We start from the raw sequence: 13,427 nt of genomic DNA, 5'->3' as shown, positions 1-13,427 counted from the left end.
CTTCTGTCCGAGTCTGCTTTTGTGGTTAAAAGCGCTTAAAACGCAGGCTGCGTCAGGACAGAGCTTGCAAAGGAGTGGCGAGTTTACGCGTTGACGCAGCGGTCAGGAAAGAGGCGCGGAAAATAACGCCGTCACAATCGCTCGTCGCCGCGGGCCGGCATACGTCCTAGAATGTCGCCCAGACTTCTGGAGCCGCTGATGCGAATTCTTGCCGACGAAAATATCCCGCTGCTGGACGAATTTTTTGCCGAGTTCGGTGAGATCGAACGCATGCCTGGGCGCGCGTTCGACCGCGAAGCCGTGGCCCGCGCCGATGTGTTGCTGGTGCGCTCGGTCACCCAGGCCAACCGCGCGTTGCTCGAAGGCAGCAAGGTGCGTTTTGTTGGCACCTGCACCATCGGCACCGACCACCTGGACCTCGATTTCTTCGCCGAGCAAGGCATCGGCTGGGCCAGCGCGCCGGGCTGCAATGCCCGTGGGGTGGTGGATTATGTGCTCGGCAGTTTGCTGAGCCTGGCCGAGGTAAGCGGCGCCGATCTTACCCAGCGTGTTTACGGCGTTGTAGGCGCGGGGCAAGTCGGTGGGCGATTGGTGGATGTGCTGCGGGGTCTGGGTTGGCAGGTGTTGGCCTGCGACCCGCCCCGGCAAGCGGCGGAGGGCGGCGACTACGTAAGCCTGGACGAGATCTTGCAGCGCTGCGACGTGATCAGCCTGCATACCCCGCTAGTTGCCAGCACGCGCCATCTGCTCAATGCCGAGCGCCTCGGCAAACTGAATGCCGGTGCCTGGCTGATCAATGCCAGCCGGGGCGCGGTGGTCGACAACGCCGCCTTGCGCGAATTGCTGCACTCGCGTGACGACTTGGAAGCCGTGCTGGATGTATGGGAAGGCGAACCGCAAGTAGACCCGCAGCTCGCCGAACTGTGCCTGCTCGCCACCCCGCATATCGCTGGCTACAGCGTGGATGGAAAATTGCGCGGCACGGCGCAGATTTATCAGGCGTTCTGCCAGCACTTCAACCTTGAGCCGCGCGTTCTGCTTGATGACCTGCTGCCGCCGTACTGGCTGACCGAATTCGGCCTGGATGCCACGGCGTCGGTACCGGTGGCACTGGCGGCGTTATGCCGGGCGATCTACGACCCGCGCCGTGATGACGCCGATTTTCGCCGCAGCCTGGAAGGCCGCGCCGCCGAGCGCAAAGCCGCGTTCGACGCCCTGCGCAAGCATTACCCGGCGCGGCGTGAGATCGATGGCTTGCATGTGAAATTGAGCGGCGACGCGCCGGAGCTGGCGCGAGTAGTGCGGGCGTTGGGCGGGACATTGGTTTAGCCGTGACCTGCATCCTGTAGGAGCGGCTTAAGCCGCGATGCTTTTGATCTTCAAGGGCATCGCGGCTGAGCCGCTCGTAAGGGGGCGTCGACTAATCCTGCTCAGGCTCGCCGAGTGCGGCTTCTTCCATTTTTTCGCACGCCTGTTGAACCATGCCCTCGGTGATCGGGATTTCCCGGCCCTGGGCATCAATCAAGGCGCCGCCCACAGGGTGCTGCGGTGGCAACGGAGCGATACGGCGTTCAGCGGTATGTTGGGTGTGCAAGCTCATGGCTCGTCTCCTCATCAGGTGGGATGCCGAGGGTAGCCGGCATAGATGAAAGCTCGGTGACAGCAGCGCCGTATAGACGTGTAGTCATCCCAAACATGGGTATAGTTTTGTGAATCGCCGGGGGCCAAGTAGTTCCCCGGTTGTGAGGCTCGTATGTCGGTTTTTCATCTCGGTCTGATCATTAACCCCCTGGCTGGCCTGGGTGGCCCCGCCGGCCTCAAGGGCAGCGACGGCGTGGCGGCAGAGGCCCTGGCGCGCGGTGCCGAGCCGCGTGCGGCAGAACGTACACGAGTGGCGCTGGAGCTGTTGTTGCCGCTGCGCGACCGCCTGGCGTTTTTGACGTTTCCCGGCCCCATGGGCGGCGACTTGCTGGCAGAAATGGGCTTTAGCCATCGTCTGCTGGGCGAGCTGCAGGGTGCGCAAACCCGTGCCGAAGACACCCGCAATGCCGTGCAAGCGTTGCAGGCCGAGGGCGTAGCCTTGCTGCTGTTTGCCGGCGGCGACGGCACGGCGCGCGATGTATGCGCCGTGGCGCGCGAGGGGCAGGCCGTGCTGGGTATTCCGGCCGGGGTAAAGATTCAGTCCGGCGTATACGCGGTCAGCCCCCGAGCCGCAGGCGAGCTGACCCGCCGGCTGGTGGAAGGCGGCCTGGTGCGCCTGGGCAATGCCGAAGTGCGCGACATCGACGAAACCGCCCTGCGCGCCGGCCGCATCGCGGCGCGCTGGTATGGTGAACTCAGCGTGCCGCAGGAGAGCGGCTTTGTGCAGCAGGTGAAGCAGGGCGGGGTGGAGTCGGAAGAGCTGGTGCTCAGCGAAATCGCCGCGTGGCTGGAAGACAGCTGGCAGCAGGATGTTCGCTACGTGTTTGGACCCGGCTCAACCTTGCATGGGTTGGCGCAGAACCTCGGCTTGCAGACCACCTTGCTGGGTGTCGATGTGATTGAAAACGGCAGGGTGCTGGCGCTGGATGTGACCGAAGCGCAATTGTTCGAGCTGGTGGAAGGCCAGCAGGCGATGCTGCTGGTAACCGCCATCGGCGGGCAGGGCCATATTCTTGGGCGCGGTAATCAGCAGGTCAGTCCGCGGGTGGTAAGGGCTATCGGGTTGGACAACCTGCGGGTGGTGGCGACCAAGCGCAAACTCGCCACGCTTGATGGGCGGCCGCTGTTGGTCGATAGCGGCGAGGCCGCGTTGGATGACAGCTTTGCCGATGTGGCAAGGGTGTGGGCGGGGTACAAGGAGGAGTTGTTGTACCCGCTGTCGACGCTTTAGCTCCCTTCTCCCATGTGCGGGAGAGGGGCCGGCGGTGAGGGCGGGGCGCTGATGATTGAATTGAGAATCCCCTCACCCCAGCCCTCTCCCCGAGGGAGAGGGGGTACGCCGTGAAACCTTCGATTTATGCATCCGCCGCTTGAGGTCCGCCCCCACCGTCCCCATCTACCGCTAGCCCCCTCTCTCTCTGCGAGCCCCGCATGATCTCCATTCTGTCTTCCCGCCAGCGCAAGACGCTGCGCATGACGCGCGAGTTTGTTGCGCCCTATCGGTGGCAGGTGATCGGTGCGTTGTTTGCGCTGATGTTTACCGCCGGTATCACGCTCTTTATGGGGCAGGGCGTGAAGCTGCTGGTGGACAAGGGGTTCGCCACCCAGTCGCCGCATATGCTCAACCAGTCCATCGCGCTCTTTATGGTGCTAGTGGTGGCCCTGGCGGTTGGCACCTTTACGCGCTTTTATCTGGTGTCGTGGATCGGCGAACGCTTTGTTGCCGATATCCGCAAAAAGGTCTTCAACCACCTGATTACCCTGCATCCAGGTTTTTACGAGAGCAACCGCAGCTCCGAGATCCAATCACGCCTGACGGCCGATACCACGCTGCTGCAATCGGTGATCGGCTCGTCCTTGTCGCTGTTTCTGCGCAACGTGCTGATGCTGGTCGGCGGCATCGTGCTGCTATTTGTCACCAATCCCAAGCTTTCGCTGATCGTGATTGCCGCGCTGCCGCTGGTGATTGCGCCGATCCTGATTTTTGGCCGGCGGGTGCGCAGCCTGTCGCGCCTGAGTCAGGACCGGATAGCCGACGTGGGCAGCTACGTGGGTGAAAGCCTCGGGCAGATCAAGACGGTGCAGGCCTACAACCACCAGGAGCAGGACAAAAACCGTTTCGGCGGCACGGTGGAAGACGCCTTTCAAACCGCGCGCAAGCGCATTTCCCAACGCGCCTGGCTGATCAGCGTAGTGATTCTGCTGGTGCTGGGAGCTGTCGGGGTAATGCTCTGGGTGGGCGGCATGGACGTGATTGCCGGGCGCATCAGCGGCGGTGAACTGGCGGCGTTTGTGTTTTACAGCCTGATCGTCGGCACTGCGTTTGGTACTTTGAGCGAGGTACTGGGCGAGTTGCAGCGTGCTGCCGGGGCCGCCGAGCGGATTGCCGAGCTGTTGCAGGCGCGCAGTGAAATCAAGGCGCCGACCAGCGATTTGCGGGTGCTGCCTACGCGAGTCAGTGGCCGTATCGAGCTGGATCAGGTGCGCTTCGCTTATCCGACGCGGCGCGACCGGTTTGCCGTGGACGGCATCAGTCTGCAGGTGGAACCGGGGGAAACCCTGGCGTTGGTGGGGCCGTCCGGCGCGGGTAAGTCCACCTTGTTCGATTTGCTGCTGCGTTTTTTCGATCCGCAGCAAGGGCAGATTCGTGTGGAAGGTTTGCCGATTGCGCAGCTGGACCCTACCGATTTGCGCCGCTGCTTTGCCTTGGTATCGCAAAACCCGGCGCTGTTCTTCGGCAGCGTGGAGGACAACATTCGCTACGGCCGCGCCTCGGCCAGTCAAGCGGAAGTGGAGGCGGCGGCCCGAGCGGCTCACGCCCACGAGTTCATCATGGCGATGCCCGATGGTTACAAAACCCACCTGGGGGACGGTGGCCTGGGCTTGTCCGGCGGCCAGCGGCAGCGTCTGGCGATTGCCCGCGCCTTGCTGGTGGATGCCCCGATTCTGCTGCTGGACGAAGCCACCAGCGCGCTGGATGCCGAAAGTGAGCACCTGATTCAGCAGGCGTTGCCAACCTTGATGGCCGGGCGCACGACGCTGGTGATTGCACACCGTCTGGCGACGGTGAAAAGCGCGGATCGCATTGCCGTGATCGACAAGGGCCAGCTGGTGGCGCTGGGCAGTCATTCCCAGTTGGTGGCCAGCAATCCGCTATACCGGCGCTTGGCCGAACTGCAGTTCAACCATGCCGATGGCGAGGCGCAGGTCACTCAGCCAGCTTGATATCCCGCGGCGCGTTCTTGGCAGGCTGTGGTTTTACCGTCAGCGCCACGCCGAGGGCGGCGACAATGATCGCGCCAATGGCCAGCCACTGGGTATGGCTCAGGCGCTCCTGCAGAAAGATCAGGCCAGATAGCGCGGCAATAGCCGGCTCCATGCTCATCAGGGTACTGAATGTGCGCGCTGGCAGGCGGGTGAGGGCAAACATCTCCAGGCTGTAGGGCAGGGCGGTAGACAGAATCGCCACGCCAACCGCCACGGGCAGCAGGCTGAAATGAAACATGGCGCTGCCGGCCGAGTACACGCCGATGGGAAAGACGATGATGGCCGCTACCACCGTGCCCAAGGCCACGGTGTGGCTGCCATGTTCGGCACCGGCGCGCTGGCCAAACAGGATATACAGCGCCCAGCACACGCCGGCGCCCAGGGCGAGGGCGATGCCGGTGGGGTCGAGCTGGGTGTCGCTGGGGTTGATGGGCAGCAGCAAGCCAATGCCCAGCACCGCCAAGGCAATCCATACGAAATCGATAAAGCGCCGCGACGACAGCATCGCCAACACCAGTGGACCGGTGAATTCCAATGCCACCGCGATCCCCAGCGGGATGGTCTTGAGCGCCATGTAAAACATCAGGTTCATCAGCCCCAGCGAAGCACCGTAGCCCACCAGCGATAGCACTCCGGCGCGGTTCAGCGGGGTACGCCAGGGGCGCATCACCAAACACAGAATGACCGCCCCCAGACTCAGGCGCAGGGCCGAAACGCCTTCTGCACCCACCGCCGGGAAAATCCCTTTGGCCAGGGCGGCACCGCCCTGAATGGAGCTCATGGCGATGATCAGCAAAAGAATAGGGATGGCAATGGAGACAGCGGGTTTGGACCCAGGCATGGAAGTGTCCGGTTGGAGCGTGGCAGTGAGCGAGGCTGGCGTGGGAGCTGATCGAGGCTGAAGCCTCTCCTACAGGGACAGAAGTGTTTGCAGGAGAGGCTTGAGCCTCGATACGTTTCGCTCAAACGCAAATGGGCGGCTTGGCCGCTCCTATTATCGATTTGAAGCTTAGCGGTACTCGCACAGGTAGGCGGTATCAACGGCCACTTTCAGCTGGAATTTGCTGTTGGCTGGCACGGTGAATTTAGTGCCGGCTTCGAAGGTTTCCCAGGTGTCGGTGCCTGGCAGTTTTACGGTCAGAGCGCCGGCCACTACGTGCATCACTTCCAGCTGGCTGGTGCCGAATTCGTATTCGCCGGCGGCCATTACGCCGATGGTGGCCGGGCCTTCTGCCATGCCGAAGGCGATGGATTTGACGGTGCCGTCGAAGTACTCGTTGACCTTGAACATGGGGGTTTCCTTAAAAGGGGACGGAAAAAGGGCCGGCCAGTATGCCCAAGGGTGTGGGCGTCGTCACGTGTGCAGTTGAAGATCAACACCCCCTTCGCCGCATGCATGCCATTCGTATTTTTTGCAGGAGCGACTGGACGGTATTGCGATTGGTCGCGAACCCTGAAAACTTCATTCGAGAATGTTGTTTCCAGGATTCGCCAGCAAGCTGGCTCCTACAGGTGGGCGGCGCCGCGGGGCGGCTACAGCGGTAATACCAAAGGCAGCAACCTTGCCGTATTGCGCGCATCCTCCAGCGCCCGGTGCTGCTGGCCCTGAAACGTCAGCCCGGCCAGCTGCAGCGCCGTGCTCAGACTCACCGGCTTTTGTAGCTGCCGCGCCTTGGCAAAGCGCTGTTTGAGGTTCAGGTGCGGCACTTGGCCAAGCAGGCTGGCGAGCTGGTGCTGCTGCCAATCCTGCTCAAGCTGCTTGCGGTCGTAATCGCCCCAGCTGGCCCAGCCCACCAGGCGCGGCTGGTGCGCCGCCAGCCAGCGCTCGAACAGCGGCCACACGGCAGACAGTGGCGCGGCCGTGTCGACGTTGGTCTGGCTGATATGGGTGAGCTGCTTGCAGAAACTGGTGAGGTGCGGGCGCCGTAGCGGGCGGACGAAGCGCTGGAAGTGATCGACTTCGCGACCTTCGGCGTTCACCAGGCTGGCGCCAATTTCGATGATTTCCATGTCTGTAACCGGCCAACCACCTTCTTCAGTCGTGGCCTCCAGGTCGATCACCAACCAATGTCCCATCGTTCTCTCCATCCGTTGCGCTGGAGTATGGAAGGCCTTTTGCCCGCCCGCAAACCCCATTCCAGGCGCCTGCGTGAGTGTAGACCTGCGTTGGCGGGGATTTTCTCCCGGCCAAATCGCCAGGGCCCTCTACGCTTGTAGAAACCTACTTCGCAGTAATTCAATGAAGGAGAAGAACAATGGCGACTGTGGCATTTATCGGGCTCGGCACCATGGGCTTTCATATGGCGGGCCACCTGGCCTGCGAGGGGCATCAGGTAACGGTGTACAACCGCAGCGCCGACAAGGCCGAGTTATGGTGCGATGAGTTCGCCGGCGAAAGCGCCGAAACCCCGCGCGAGGCGGCCGAGGGCGCGGATCTGGTGATGACCTGCGTGGGCAACGATCAGCATCTGCGCGCGGTGCTACTGGGTGAGAGCGGTGCTTTTGCCGGGATGGCAGCGGGCAGCGTGCTGGTGGATCACACCACGGCCTCGGCCGATATCGCCCGGGAAATGGCGACCTTGGCGGCCGAGCGCGAACTGGGTTTTCTGGATGCGCCGGTGTCGGGCGGCCAGTCTGGCGCTGAAAGTGGCATGCTCACGGTGATGGTCGGCGGCGATGCAGCACTGTACGAGCGGGCTGCGCCGGTGATCGAGAGCTACGCCAAACTGGTCAAGCTGATGGGGCCGGTGGGCAGTGGGCAATTGACCAAGATGGTCAACCAGATCGCCGTCGGCGGCTTGCTTCAAGGCCTGGCCGAGGCCCTGCATTTCGCCCGCAAGGCCGGGCTGGATGTACAAAGTGCGATGCAAGTCATCAGCCAGGGCGCGGCGCAATCCTGGCAGCTCGAACACCGCTACCAGACCATGCTGGAAGGTAAATTCGACTTCGGGTTCGCCGTGGACTGGATGCGCAAAGATTTCGCCATCGTGTTTGAAGAAGCGCAGCGTAACGGCGCGCAATTGCCGGTGACGCAACTGGTTGATCAGTTCTACGCCGACGTACAGGGGCAGGGCGGTGGGCGGTGGGATACGTCCAGCCTTATTACCCGTCTGAAATAGCCAGGAATCAGGCCGGTAGCGGCTTTGCGGCGTGTAACGGCACAGGTAGAATCGCCGCCCGTTACCGTCGCCCCCTGGGCTGCACGGGTCCAGGTCACGAGGTAAACGTCGTCATGAAATGCCGCGCAGGATGCGGTGCCTGTTGCATCGCCCCCTCCATCAGTTCACCGATTCCCGGTTTGCCCAATGGCAAGCGAGCCGGCGAACGTTGTTTGCATCTGTCGGTCGATAATTTGTGTGCGCTGTTCGGTTCGCCCGAGCGGCCACCTGTGTGCTCGGCGTTTGCTGCAGACGCCGACGTCTGTGGCGATAGCCGCGACGAGGCGATTCGCCTGTTGGGTTGGCTTGAACAGGCCACTGCCACAGGCGCGGGCGCCGTTATTCAATAGTGGGCGCGGGCGCCGCTATCCAATAAAAGCGCGAGGGCCTACCGGGCACCTTGGGCATTATCAGTAAGGAGTTCGTGATGGGTTTGCTAAGTAAAGTGGCCGTTGTGTGCGCGGTAAGTCTGCTGGCAACCGCCGTGGCGCAAGCCGAAGACTGGAAAGTGGCGAAGGACGAAGACGGTATCAAGGTGTACTTGAGCGAGGTTCCGGGCTCGCAATACAAAGCGTACCGCGGTGTCACCACCATCAAGACCGATATCGCTACCCTGCGCAAACTGCAGGAAGACGTCAGCGGCTCCTGCAAGTGGATCTTCGAATGCAGCGAGCAAAAACTGCTGAAAACCGAAGGCGCCGACAGCTGGACCTATACCCGATTCACCCCGCCGTGGCCGGTAACCGCACGGGATTCGATCATTCACGTCACCACCACCGAGGAAGCCGACGGCAGCGTGCTGCGCAAACTTGAAGGCGTGCCTACCTATCAGCCAGAAGAGAAGGGCTATGTGCGCGTGGCCAAGGTAGACGGCTTCTGGAAGCTGACCCCAAAAGGCGCCGATGGCGTGGAAGTGGTGTACCAGGTGACCACCGAACCGGGCGGCAGCGTGCCGTCGTGGTTGGCGAACAGCTTTGTGGTGGATGCGCCGTTTAATACCCTCAAGGGTATGAAAGATAAGGCGGAGAAGAAATAACGCCTCGGTCACGGGCGCTCTTGTAGGAGCGAGCTTGCTCGCGAAGCTCTCAATCAAGAGCAAAAGCTTCGCTGTTGATCCAGCGAATGCGTAATAAAAAAGGCCACCCTAGGGTGGCCTTTTTGTCATCGCGTAACGCTTATTTACGGTCTTTCAGGGCCGTAATATCACGCTGCTCGTAGCCGGTATACAACTGGCGCGGACGGCCAATCTTGTACGGGCTGGAGAGCATTTCTTTCCAGTGCGAGATCCAGCCGACGGTCCGCGCCAGGGCGAAGATTACGGTGAACATGCTGGTCGGAATGCCGATGGCCTTGAGGATGATGCCCGAATAGAAGTCGACGTTCGGGTACAGGTTGCGTTCCTTGAAGTACGGATCGGTCAGGGCGATCTCTTCAAGGCGCATAGCCAGTTGCAGCTGCGGGTCGTTCTTGATACCGAGTTCTTTCAGCACTTCGTCGCAGGTCTGCTTCATCACGGTGGCGCGTGGGTCACGGTTTTTGTAAACGCGGTGACCGAAGCCCATCAACTTGAACGGATCGTTCTTATCTTTGGCTTTGGCGATGAACTTGTCGATGTTCTCGACGCTGCCGATCTCGTCCAGCATGGTCAGCACGGCTTCGTTGGCGCCACCGTGGGCAGGGCCCCAGAGCGCAGCGATACCAGCAGCGATACAGGCGAACGGGTTGGCGCCCGAAGAGCCGGCCAGACGCACGGTGGAGGTGGAGGCATTCTGTTCGTGGTCGGCGTGGAGGATGAAAATCCGGTCCATTGCCTTGGCCAGTACCGGGCTGATCGGTTTGATCTCGCACGGAGTGTTGAACATCATGTGCAGGAAGTTTTCTGCGTAGGTCAGGTCGTTGCGCGGATACATCATCGGCTGACCCATGGAGTACTTGTAAACCATGGCGGCCAGGGTCGGCATTTTTGCGACCAGGCGAATCGCTGAAATCTCGCGGTGCTGCGGGTTATTGATGTCCAGCGAGTCATGGTAGAACGCCGACAGGGCGCCCACTACGCCGCACATGACGGCCATCGGGTGAGCATCGCGGCGGAAGCCGTTGAAGAAGGTTTTCAGCTGTTCGTGAACCATGGTGTGGTTCTTGACGGTGCCGACAAACTTGGCTTTCTGCTCTTCGGTAGGCAATTCGCCATTGAGCAGCAGGTAACAGGTTTCGAGGTAGTCGGACTTTTCGGCCAATTGCTCGATCGGGTAGCCGCGGTGCAACAGGATGCCTTTGTCACCATCGATATAGGTGATCTTCGACTCGCACGAGGCGGTCGACATAAAGCCAGGATCAAAAGTGAAATGGCCCGTGGCGGTAAGGCCCCGTACATCTACAACATCGGGACCAACGGTGCCGGATAAAACGGGCAGCTCGACGGGGGCTGCGCCCTCGATGATCAACTGCGCTTTTTTGTCAGCCATGTGTGGCCTCCTATTTATGCTTGAAATCACCAGACTGCCCCCCACGCAGGGCCCGCCACACTATAGAGAGATAAATCCCAAAGTCAATTTGCGAGAACCCATATGCCAGAAGGGTTGCAGAGGTATTTCCCGTTGAATTTCGCGCTATTTACGCCTTTTATTCGGTAAGCGCAATGAGCGGTTTGGGGTAGGCCTTTTCGTTGTCATTAGTAACCTAACTGTCTATACTCCCCCACCGACCGCCAGGGGCCTTAAAGCCTTTATTCTGGTGGTTGTCACTCCCGGGGCAGTGGGTCTGACCAGTGCACTTCCCGACAACTTTGCCCTGATTGTTAGGGGCCCTTCCGTGTGAAAAAAGCCGTGAATAGCCAAAGACCTGTAAACCTAGACTTAAGGACGATCAAACTCCCAGTCACTGCTTACACGTCCATCTTGCACCGGATTTCCGGTGTCATCCTCTTTGTGGGTTTGGCGGTGCTGTTGTACGCACTCGACAAGTCCCTCGAATCCGAGGATGGCTTCAAGCAGGTGGCCGCGTGCCTGGCCAGCCCTCTGGCCAAGTTTGTGATTTGGGGCCTGCTCTCCGCGCTGCTGTATCACTTGGTGGCTGGTGTACGCCACTTGATTATGGACGCGGGTGTCGGTGAGACGCTGGAAGGCGGCAAGCTGGGCTCGCAAATCGTACTCGTCGTTTCGGCGGTAGTGATTGTGCTGGCGGGAGTATGGATATGGTAACTAACGTCACGAACTTCTCGCGCTCCGGGCTATATGACTGGATGGCCCAGCGCGTGTCTGCGGTTGTACTCGCGGCTTATTTCCTTTTCCTGATTGGATACCTCGTGGTTCACCCAGGCCTGGACTACACCGTCTGGCATGGTCTGTTCTCGCAGAACTGGATGCGCATCTTCAGCCTATTGGCTCTGGTTGCCTTGGGCGTTCACGCCTGGGTTGGCATGTGGACGATCTCCACTGACTACCTGACCCCGATGGCGTTGGGCAAGTGGGCGACCAGTGTGCGTTTTCTGTTCCAGGCAGCGTGTGGCATTGCCATGTTCGCTTACTTCGTCTGGGGCGTGCAGATTCTTTGGGGTATCTGATTCATGGCTAACATTAATACGCTTTCCTTCGATGCCATCATTATTGGTGGTGGCGGTGCCGGGATGCGCGCCGCACTGCAGCTGGCCCAAGGCGGCCACAAGACTGCAGTAGTGACCAAGGTGTTCCCGACCCGCTCGCACACTGTGTCGGCACAGGGCGGTATCACCTGCGCCATCGCTTCGGCTGACCCGAACGACGATTGGCGCTGGCACATGTACGACACCGTCAAGGGCTCCGACTACATCGGTGACCAGGACGCTATCGAATACATGTGCTCCGTAGGCCCGGAAGCCGTGTTCGAGCTCGAGCACATGGGCCTGCCGTTCTCCCGTACCGAACAAGGCCGCATTTATCAGCGTCCGTTCGGTGGCCAGTCCAAAGACTTCGGTAAAGGTGGCCAGGCTGCTCGTACCTGCGCCGCAGCTGACCGTACCGGTCACGCCTTGCTGCACACCCTGTACCAGGCCAACCTGAAAGCCGGCACCGTATTCCTCAACGAATACTACGCTGTCGATCTGGTGAAGAACGAAGAGGGTGCCTTTGTCGGCATCATCGCGATCTGCATCGAAACCGGCGAAACCTCGTACATCCGCGCCAACGCTACCGTGCTGGCTACCGGCGGTGCAGGCCGTATCTACTCGTCCACCACCAATGCTCTGATCAACACGGGTGACGGTGTAGGCATGGCGCTGCGTGCTGGCGTGCCGGTACAAGACATCGAAATGTGGCAGTTCCACCCGACTGGTATTGCCGGCGCCGGTGTACTGGTTACCGAAGGCTGCCGCGGTGAAGGCGGTTACCTGATCAACAAGCACGGCGAGCGTTTCATGGAGCGTTACGCTCCGAACGCCAAAGACCTTGCTGGTCGTGACGTTGTTGCCCGTTCGATGGTTAAAGAGATCATTGCCGGTAACGGCTGTGGCCCGGATGGCGACCACGTAATGCTGAAACTCGATCACCTCGGTGAAGAAGTTCTGCACAGCCGTCTGCCAGGGATCATGGAACTGTCCAAGACCTTCGCCCACGTTGACCCGGCTGTCGCGCCGATCCCGGTTGTTCCAACCTGCCACTACATGATGGGCGGCGTTGCCACCAACATCCATGGCCAGGCAATCACCCAGGACGCTGAAGGCAACGACGCCATCATTCCAGGCCTGTTCGCCGTAGGTGAAGTGGCGTGCGTATCGGTACACGGAGCCAACCGTCTGGGCGGCAACTCGCTGCTCGACCTGGTGGTGTTCGGTCGTGCTGCCGGTCTGTTCCTGGAACAAACCCTGAAAGAAGGCGTCGACTACACGCGCGCTCGCCAATCCGACATCGACGCAGCCATGGCTCGTCTGGACGGCTTGAACTCGCGCACCGACGGTGAAGACGTAGCTACCCTGCGTAAAGAGCTGCAAAGCTGCATGCAGAATTACTTCGGTGTATTCCGTACCGGCGAATACATGCAGAAGGGTATTGCCCAGCTGGCCGATCTGCGCGTTCGCATCGCCAACGTGAAAATCAACGATAAGAGCCAGGCGTTCAACACCGCTCGTATCGAAGCGCTGGAATTGCAAAACCTGCTTGAAGTGGCTGAAGCAACGGCAATCGCCGCCGAGGTTCGTAAAGAATCGCGCGGTGCTCACGCTCGTGAAGACTACGAAGATCGGGATGACGAGAACTGGCTCTGCCACTCTCTGTATTTCCCAGGGGATAAACGCGTTACCAAGCGTGCCGTCAACTTTGCGCCGAAGACTGTTCCGGCGTTCGAACCCAAGATCCGTACTTACTAAGGGTGGCTGCAATGTCTAATGCC

General features: G+C 60.6%; 14 protein-coding genes. 9 read left to right on the top strand and 5 right to left on the bottom strand.

All coding sequences use genetic code 11. The annotated features are described in order from the left end of the window. Positions 1-198 precede the first annotated feature (198 nt). Positions 199-1,329, top strand: coding sequence for a 4-phosphoerythronate dehydrogenase PdxB (pdxB, locus tag PKE98_RS18490; RefSeq protein WP_271196798.1), 1,131 nt, complete (start codon positions 199-201; stop codon positions 1,327-1,329). A gap of 91 nt (positions 1,330-1,420) precedes the next feature. Here the strand turns inward: pdxB and PKE98_RS18485 are convergent, their stop codons facing one another. After that, the gene (locus tag PKE98_RS18485) at positions 1,421-1,600 is read right to left on the bottom strand and encodes a PA1571 family protein (RefSeq protein ID WP_271196797.1); all 180 of its coding nucleotides are present in this window, start codon (positions 1,598-1,600) and stop codon (positions 1,421-1,423) included. 153 nt (positions 1,601-1,753) lie between these two features. Here PKE98_RS18485 and PKE98_RS18480 point away from each other — a divergent pair, with 153 nt between their 5' ends. Both PKE98_RS18480 and PKE98_RS18475 read left to right on the top strand, forming a co-directional pair. Then, positions 1,754-2,872 carry an ATP-NAD kinase family protein gene (locus PKE98_RS18480; RefSeq protein ID WP_271196796.1) on the top strand — a complete coding sequence of 373 codons (1,119 nt, stop codon included), beginning with the start codon at positions 1,754-1,756 and terminating at the stop codon, positions 2,870-2,872. Positions 2,873-3,072: 200 nt separating this feature from the next. Then, positions 3,073-4,866, top strand: a complete 1,794-nt coding sequence (locus tag PKE98_RS18475; RefSeq protein WP_271196795.1) for an ABC transporter transmembrane domain-containing protein — start codon at positions 3,073-3,075, stop codon at positions 4,864-4,866. On the opposite strand, the gene rhtA is transcribed toward PKE98_RS18475, so the two are convergent. The 3 genes from rhtA to PKE98_RS18460 form a co-directional block, all read right to left on the bottom strand. Continuing rightward, positions 4,850-5,749 (bottom strand): threonine/homoserine exporter RhtA, encoded by a 900-nt coding sequence (gene rhtA / locus PKE98_RS18470; RefSeq protein WP_271196794.1) that lies wholly within the window; start codon positions 5,747-5,749, stop codon positions 4,850-4,852. The two genes, PKE98_RS18475 and rhtA, sit on opposite strands and share 17 nt — an antisense overlap. A gap of 168 nt (positions 5,750-5,917) precedes the next feature. Beyond that, a complete protein-coding gene (gene ppnP, locus PKE98_RS18465) occupies positions 5,918-6,199 on the bottom strand; it encodes a pyrimidine/purine nucleoside phosphorylase (RefSeq protein ID WP_271196793.1) in 282 nt (93 codons plus the stop codon). 242 nt (positions 6,200-6,441) lie between these two features. Continuing rightward, complete coding sequence (locus PKE98_RS18460; RefSeq protein ID WP_271196792.1) at positions 6,442-6,984, bottom strand: 3'-5' exonuclease; 543 nt, start codon at positions 6,982-6,984, stop codon at positions 6,442-6,444. A 179-nt stretch (positions 6,985-7,163) separates the two neighbouring features. Between PKE98_RS18460 and PKE98_RS18455 the strand changes: the two genes are divergently transcribed. From PKE98_RS18455 to PKE98_RS18445, 3 genes are all read left to right on the top strand, one after another. Further along, positions 7,164-8,027: an NAD(P)-dependent oxidoreductase gene (locus tag PKE98_RS18455; protein WP_271196791.1), complete on the top strand. Its 864-nt coding sequence runs from the start codon at positions 7,164-7,166 to the stop codon at positions 8,025-8,027. A gap of 113 nt (positions 8,028-8,140) precedes the next feature. Beyond that, positions 8,141-8,416, top strand: coding sequence for a YkgJ family cysteine cluster protein (locus PKE98_RS18450; RefSeq protein WP_271196790.1), 276 nt, complete (start codon positions 8,141-8,143; stop codon positions 8,414-8,416). Between the two features lie 77 nt (positions 8,417-8,493). Continuing rightward, positions 8,494-9,102 carry an START domain-containing protein gene (locus PKE98_RS18445; RefSeq protein WP_271196789.1) on the top strand — a complete coding sequence of 203 codons (609 nt, stop codon included), beginning with the start codon at positions 8,494-8,496 and terminating at the stop codon, positions 9,100-9,102. Positions 9,103-9,241: 139 nt separating this feature from the next. On the opposite strand, the gene gltA is transcribed toward PKE98_RS18445, so the two are convergent. Further along, positions 9,242-10,531: a citrate synthase gene (gene gltA / locus PKE98_RS18440; RefSeq protein WP_271196788.1), complete on the bottom strand. Its 1,290-nt coding sequence runs from the start codon at positions 10,529-10,531 to the stop codon at positions 9,242-9,244. 348 nt (positions 10,532-10,879) lie between these two features. Here gltA and sdhC point away from each other — a divergent pair, with 348 nt between their 5' ends. The 3 genes from sdhC to sdhA are packed head-to-tail and all read left to right on the top strand — an operon-like array spanning position 10,880 to position 13,404. Next, entirely contained in the window at positions 10,880-11,266 is a 387-nt protein-coding gene (gene sdhC / locus PKE98_RS18435; protein ID WP_178086468.1) for a succinate dehydrogenase, cytochrome b556 subunit, read from the top strand. Continuing rightward, positions 11,260-11,628, top strand: a complete 369-nt coding sequence (sdhD, locus tag PKE98_RS18430; RefSeq protein ID WP_108097309.1) for a succinate dehydrogenase, hydrophobic membrane anchor protein — start codon at positions 11,260-11,262, stop codon at positions 11,626-11,628. The genes sdhC and sdhD overlap by 7 nt, the downstream gene beginning before the upstream one ends. 3 nt (positions 11,629-11,631) lie before the next feature. Then, a complete protein-coding gene (gene sdhA / locus PKE98_RS18425) occupies positions 11,632-13,404 on the top strand; it encodes a succinate dehydrogenase flavoprotein subunit (protein ID WP_271196787.1) in 1,773 nt (590 codons plus the stop codon). The last annotated feature ends 23 nt before the right edge of the window (positions 13,405-13,427 follow it).

Origin of the sequence: Pseudomonas turukhanskensis, assembly GCF_027922365.1 — a bacterium.
Classification (GTDB): Bacteria; Pseudomonadota; Gammaproteobacteria; order Pseudomonadales; family Pseudomonadaceae; genus Aquipseudomonas; species Aquipseudomonas turukhanskensis.
Note: the sequence above shows the minus strand (reverse complement) of the source record. Positions and strands in the feature narration are given on the sequence as shown.

What these genes read in the sequence shown, in the direction of transcription:
- pdxB (WP_271196798.1), top strand. Translation starts at nt 199, where the DNA reads ATGCGAATTCTTGCCGACGAAAATATCCCGCTGCTGGACGAATTTTTT.
- PKE98_RS18485 (WP_271196797.1), bottom strand. Translation starts at nt 1,600, where the DNA reads ATGAGCTTGCACACCCAACATACCGCTGAACGCCGTATCGCTCCGTTG.
- PKE98_RS18480 (WP_271196796.1), top strand. Translation starts at nt 1,754, where the DNA reads ATGTCGGTTTTTCATCTCGGTCTGATCATTAACCCCCTGGCTGGCCTG.
- PKE98_RS18475 (WP_271196795.1), top strand. Translation starts at nt 3,073, where the DNA reads ATGATCTCCATTCTGTCTTCCCGCCAGCGCAAGACGCTGCGCATGACG.
- rhtA (WP_271196794.1), bottom strand. Translation starts at nt 5,749, where the DNA reads ATGCCTGGGTCCAAACCCGCTGTCTCCATTGCCATCCCTATTCTTTTG.
- ppnP (WP_271196793.1), bottom strand. Translation starts at nt 6,199, where the DNA reads ATGTTCAAGGTCAACGAGTACTTCGACGGCACCGTCAAATCCATCGCC.
- PKE98_RS18460 (WP_271196792.1), bottom strand. Translation starts at nt 6,984, where the DNA reads ATGGGACATTGGTTGGTGATCGACCTGGAGGCCACGACTGAAGAAGGT.
- PKE98_RS18455 (WP_271196791.1), top strand. Translation starts at nt 7,164, where the DNA reads ATGGCGACTGTGGCATTTATCGGGCTCGGCACCATGGGCTTTCATATG.
- PKE98_RS18450 (WP_271196790.1), top strand. Translation starts at nt 8,141, where the DNA reads ATGAAATGCCGCGCAGGATGCGGTGCCTGTTGCATCGCCCCCTCCATC.
- PKE98_RS18445 (WP_271196789.1), top strand. Translation starts at nt 8,494, where the DNA reads ATGGGTTTGCTAAGTAAAGTGGCCGTTGTGTGCGCGGTAAGTCTGCTG.
- gltA (WP_271196788.1), bottom strand. Translation starts at nt 10,531, where the DNA reads ATGGCTGACAAAAAAGCGCAGTTGATCATCGAGGGCGCAGCCCCCGTC.
- sdhD (WP_108097309.1), top strand. Translation starts at nt 11,260, where the DNA reads ATGGTAACTAACGTCACGAACTTCTCGCGCTCCGGGCTATATGACTGG.
- sdhA (WP_271196787.1), top strand. Translation starts at nt 11,632, where the DNA reads ATGGCTAACATTAATACGCTTTCCTTCGATGCCATCATTATTGGTGGT.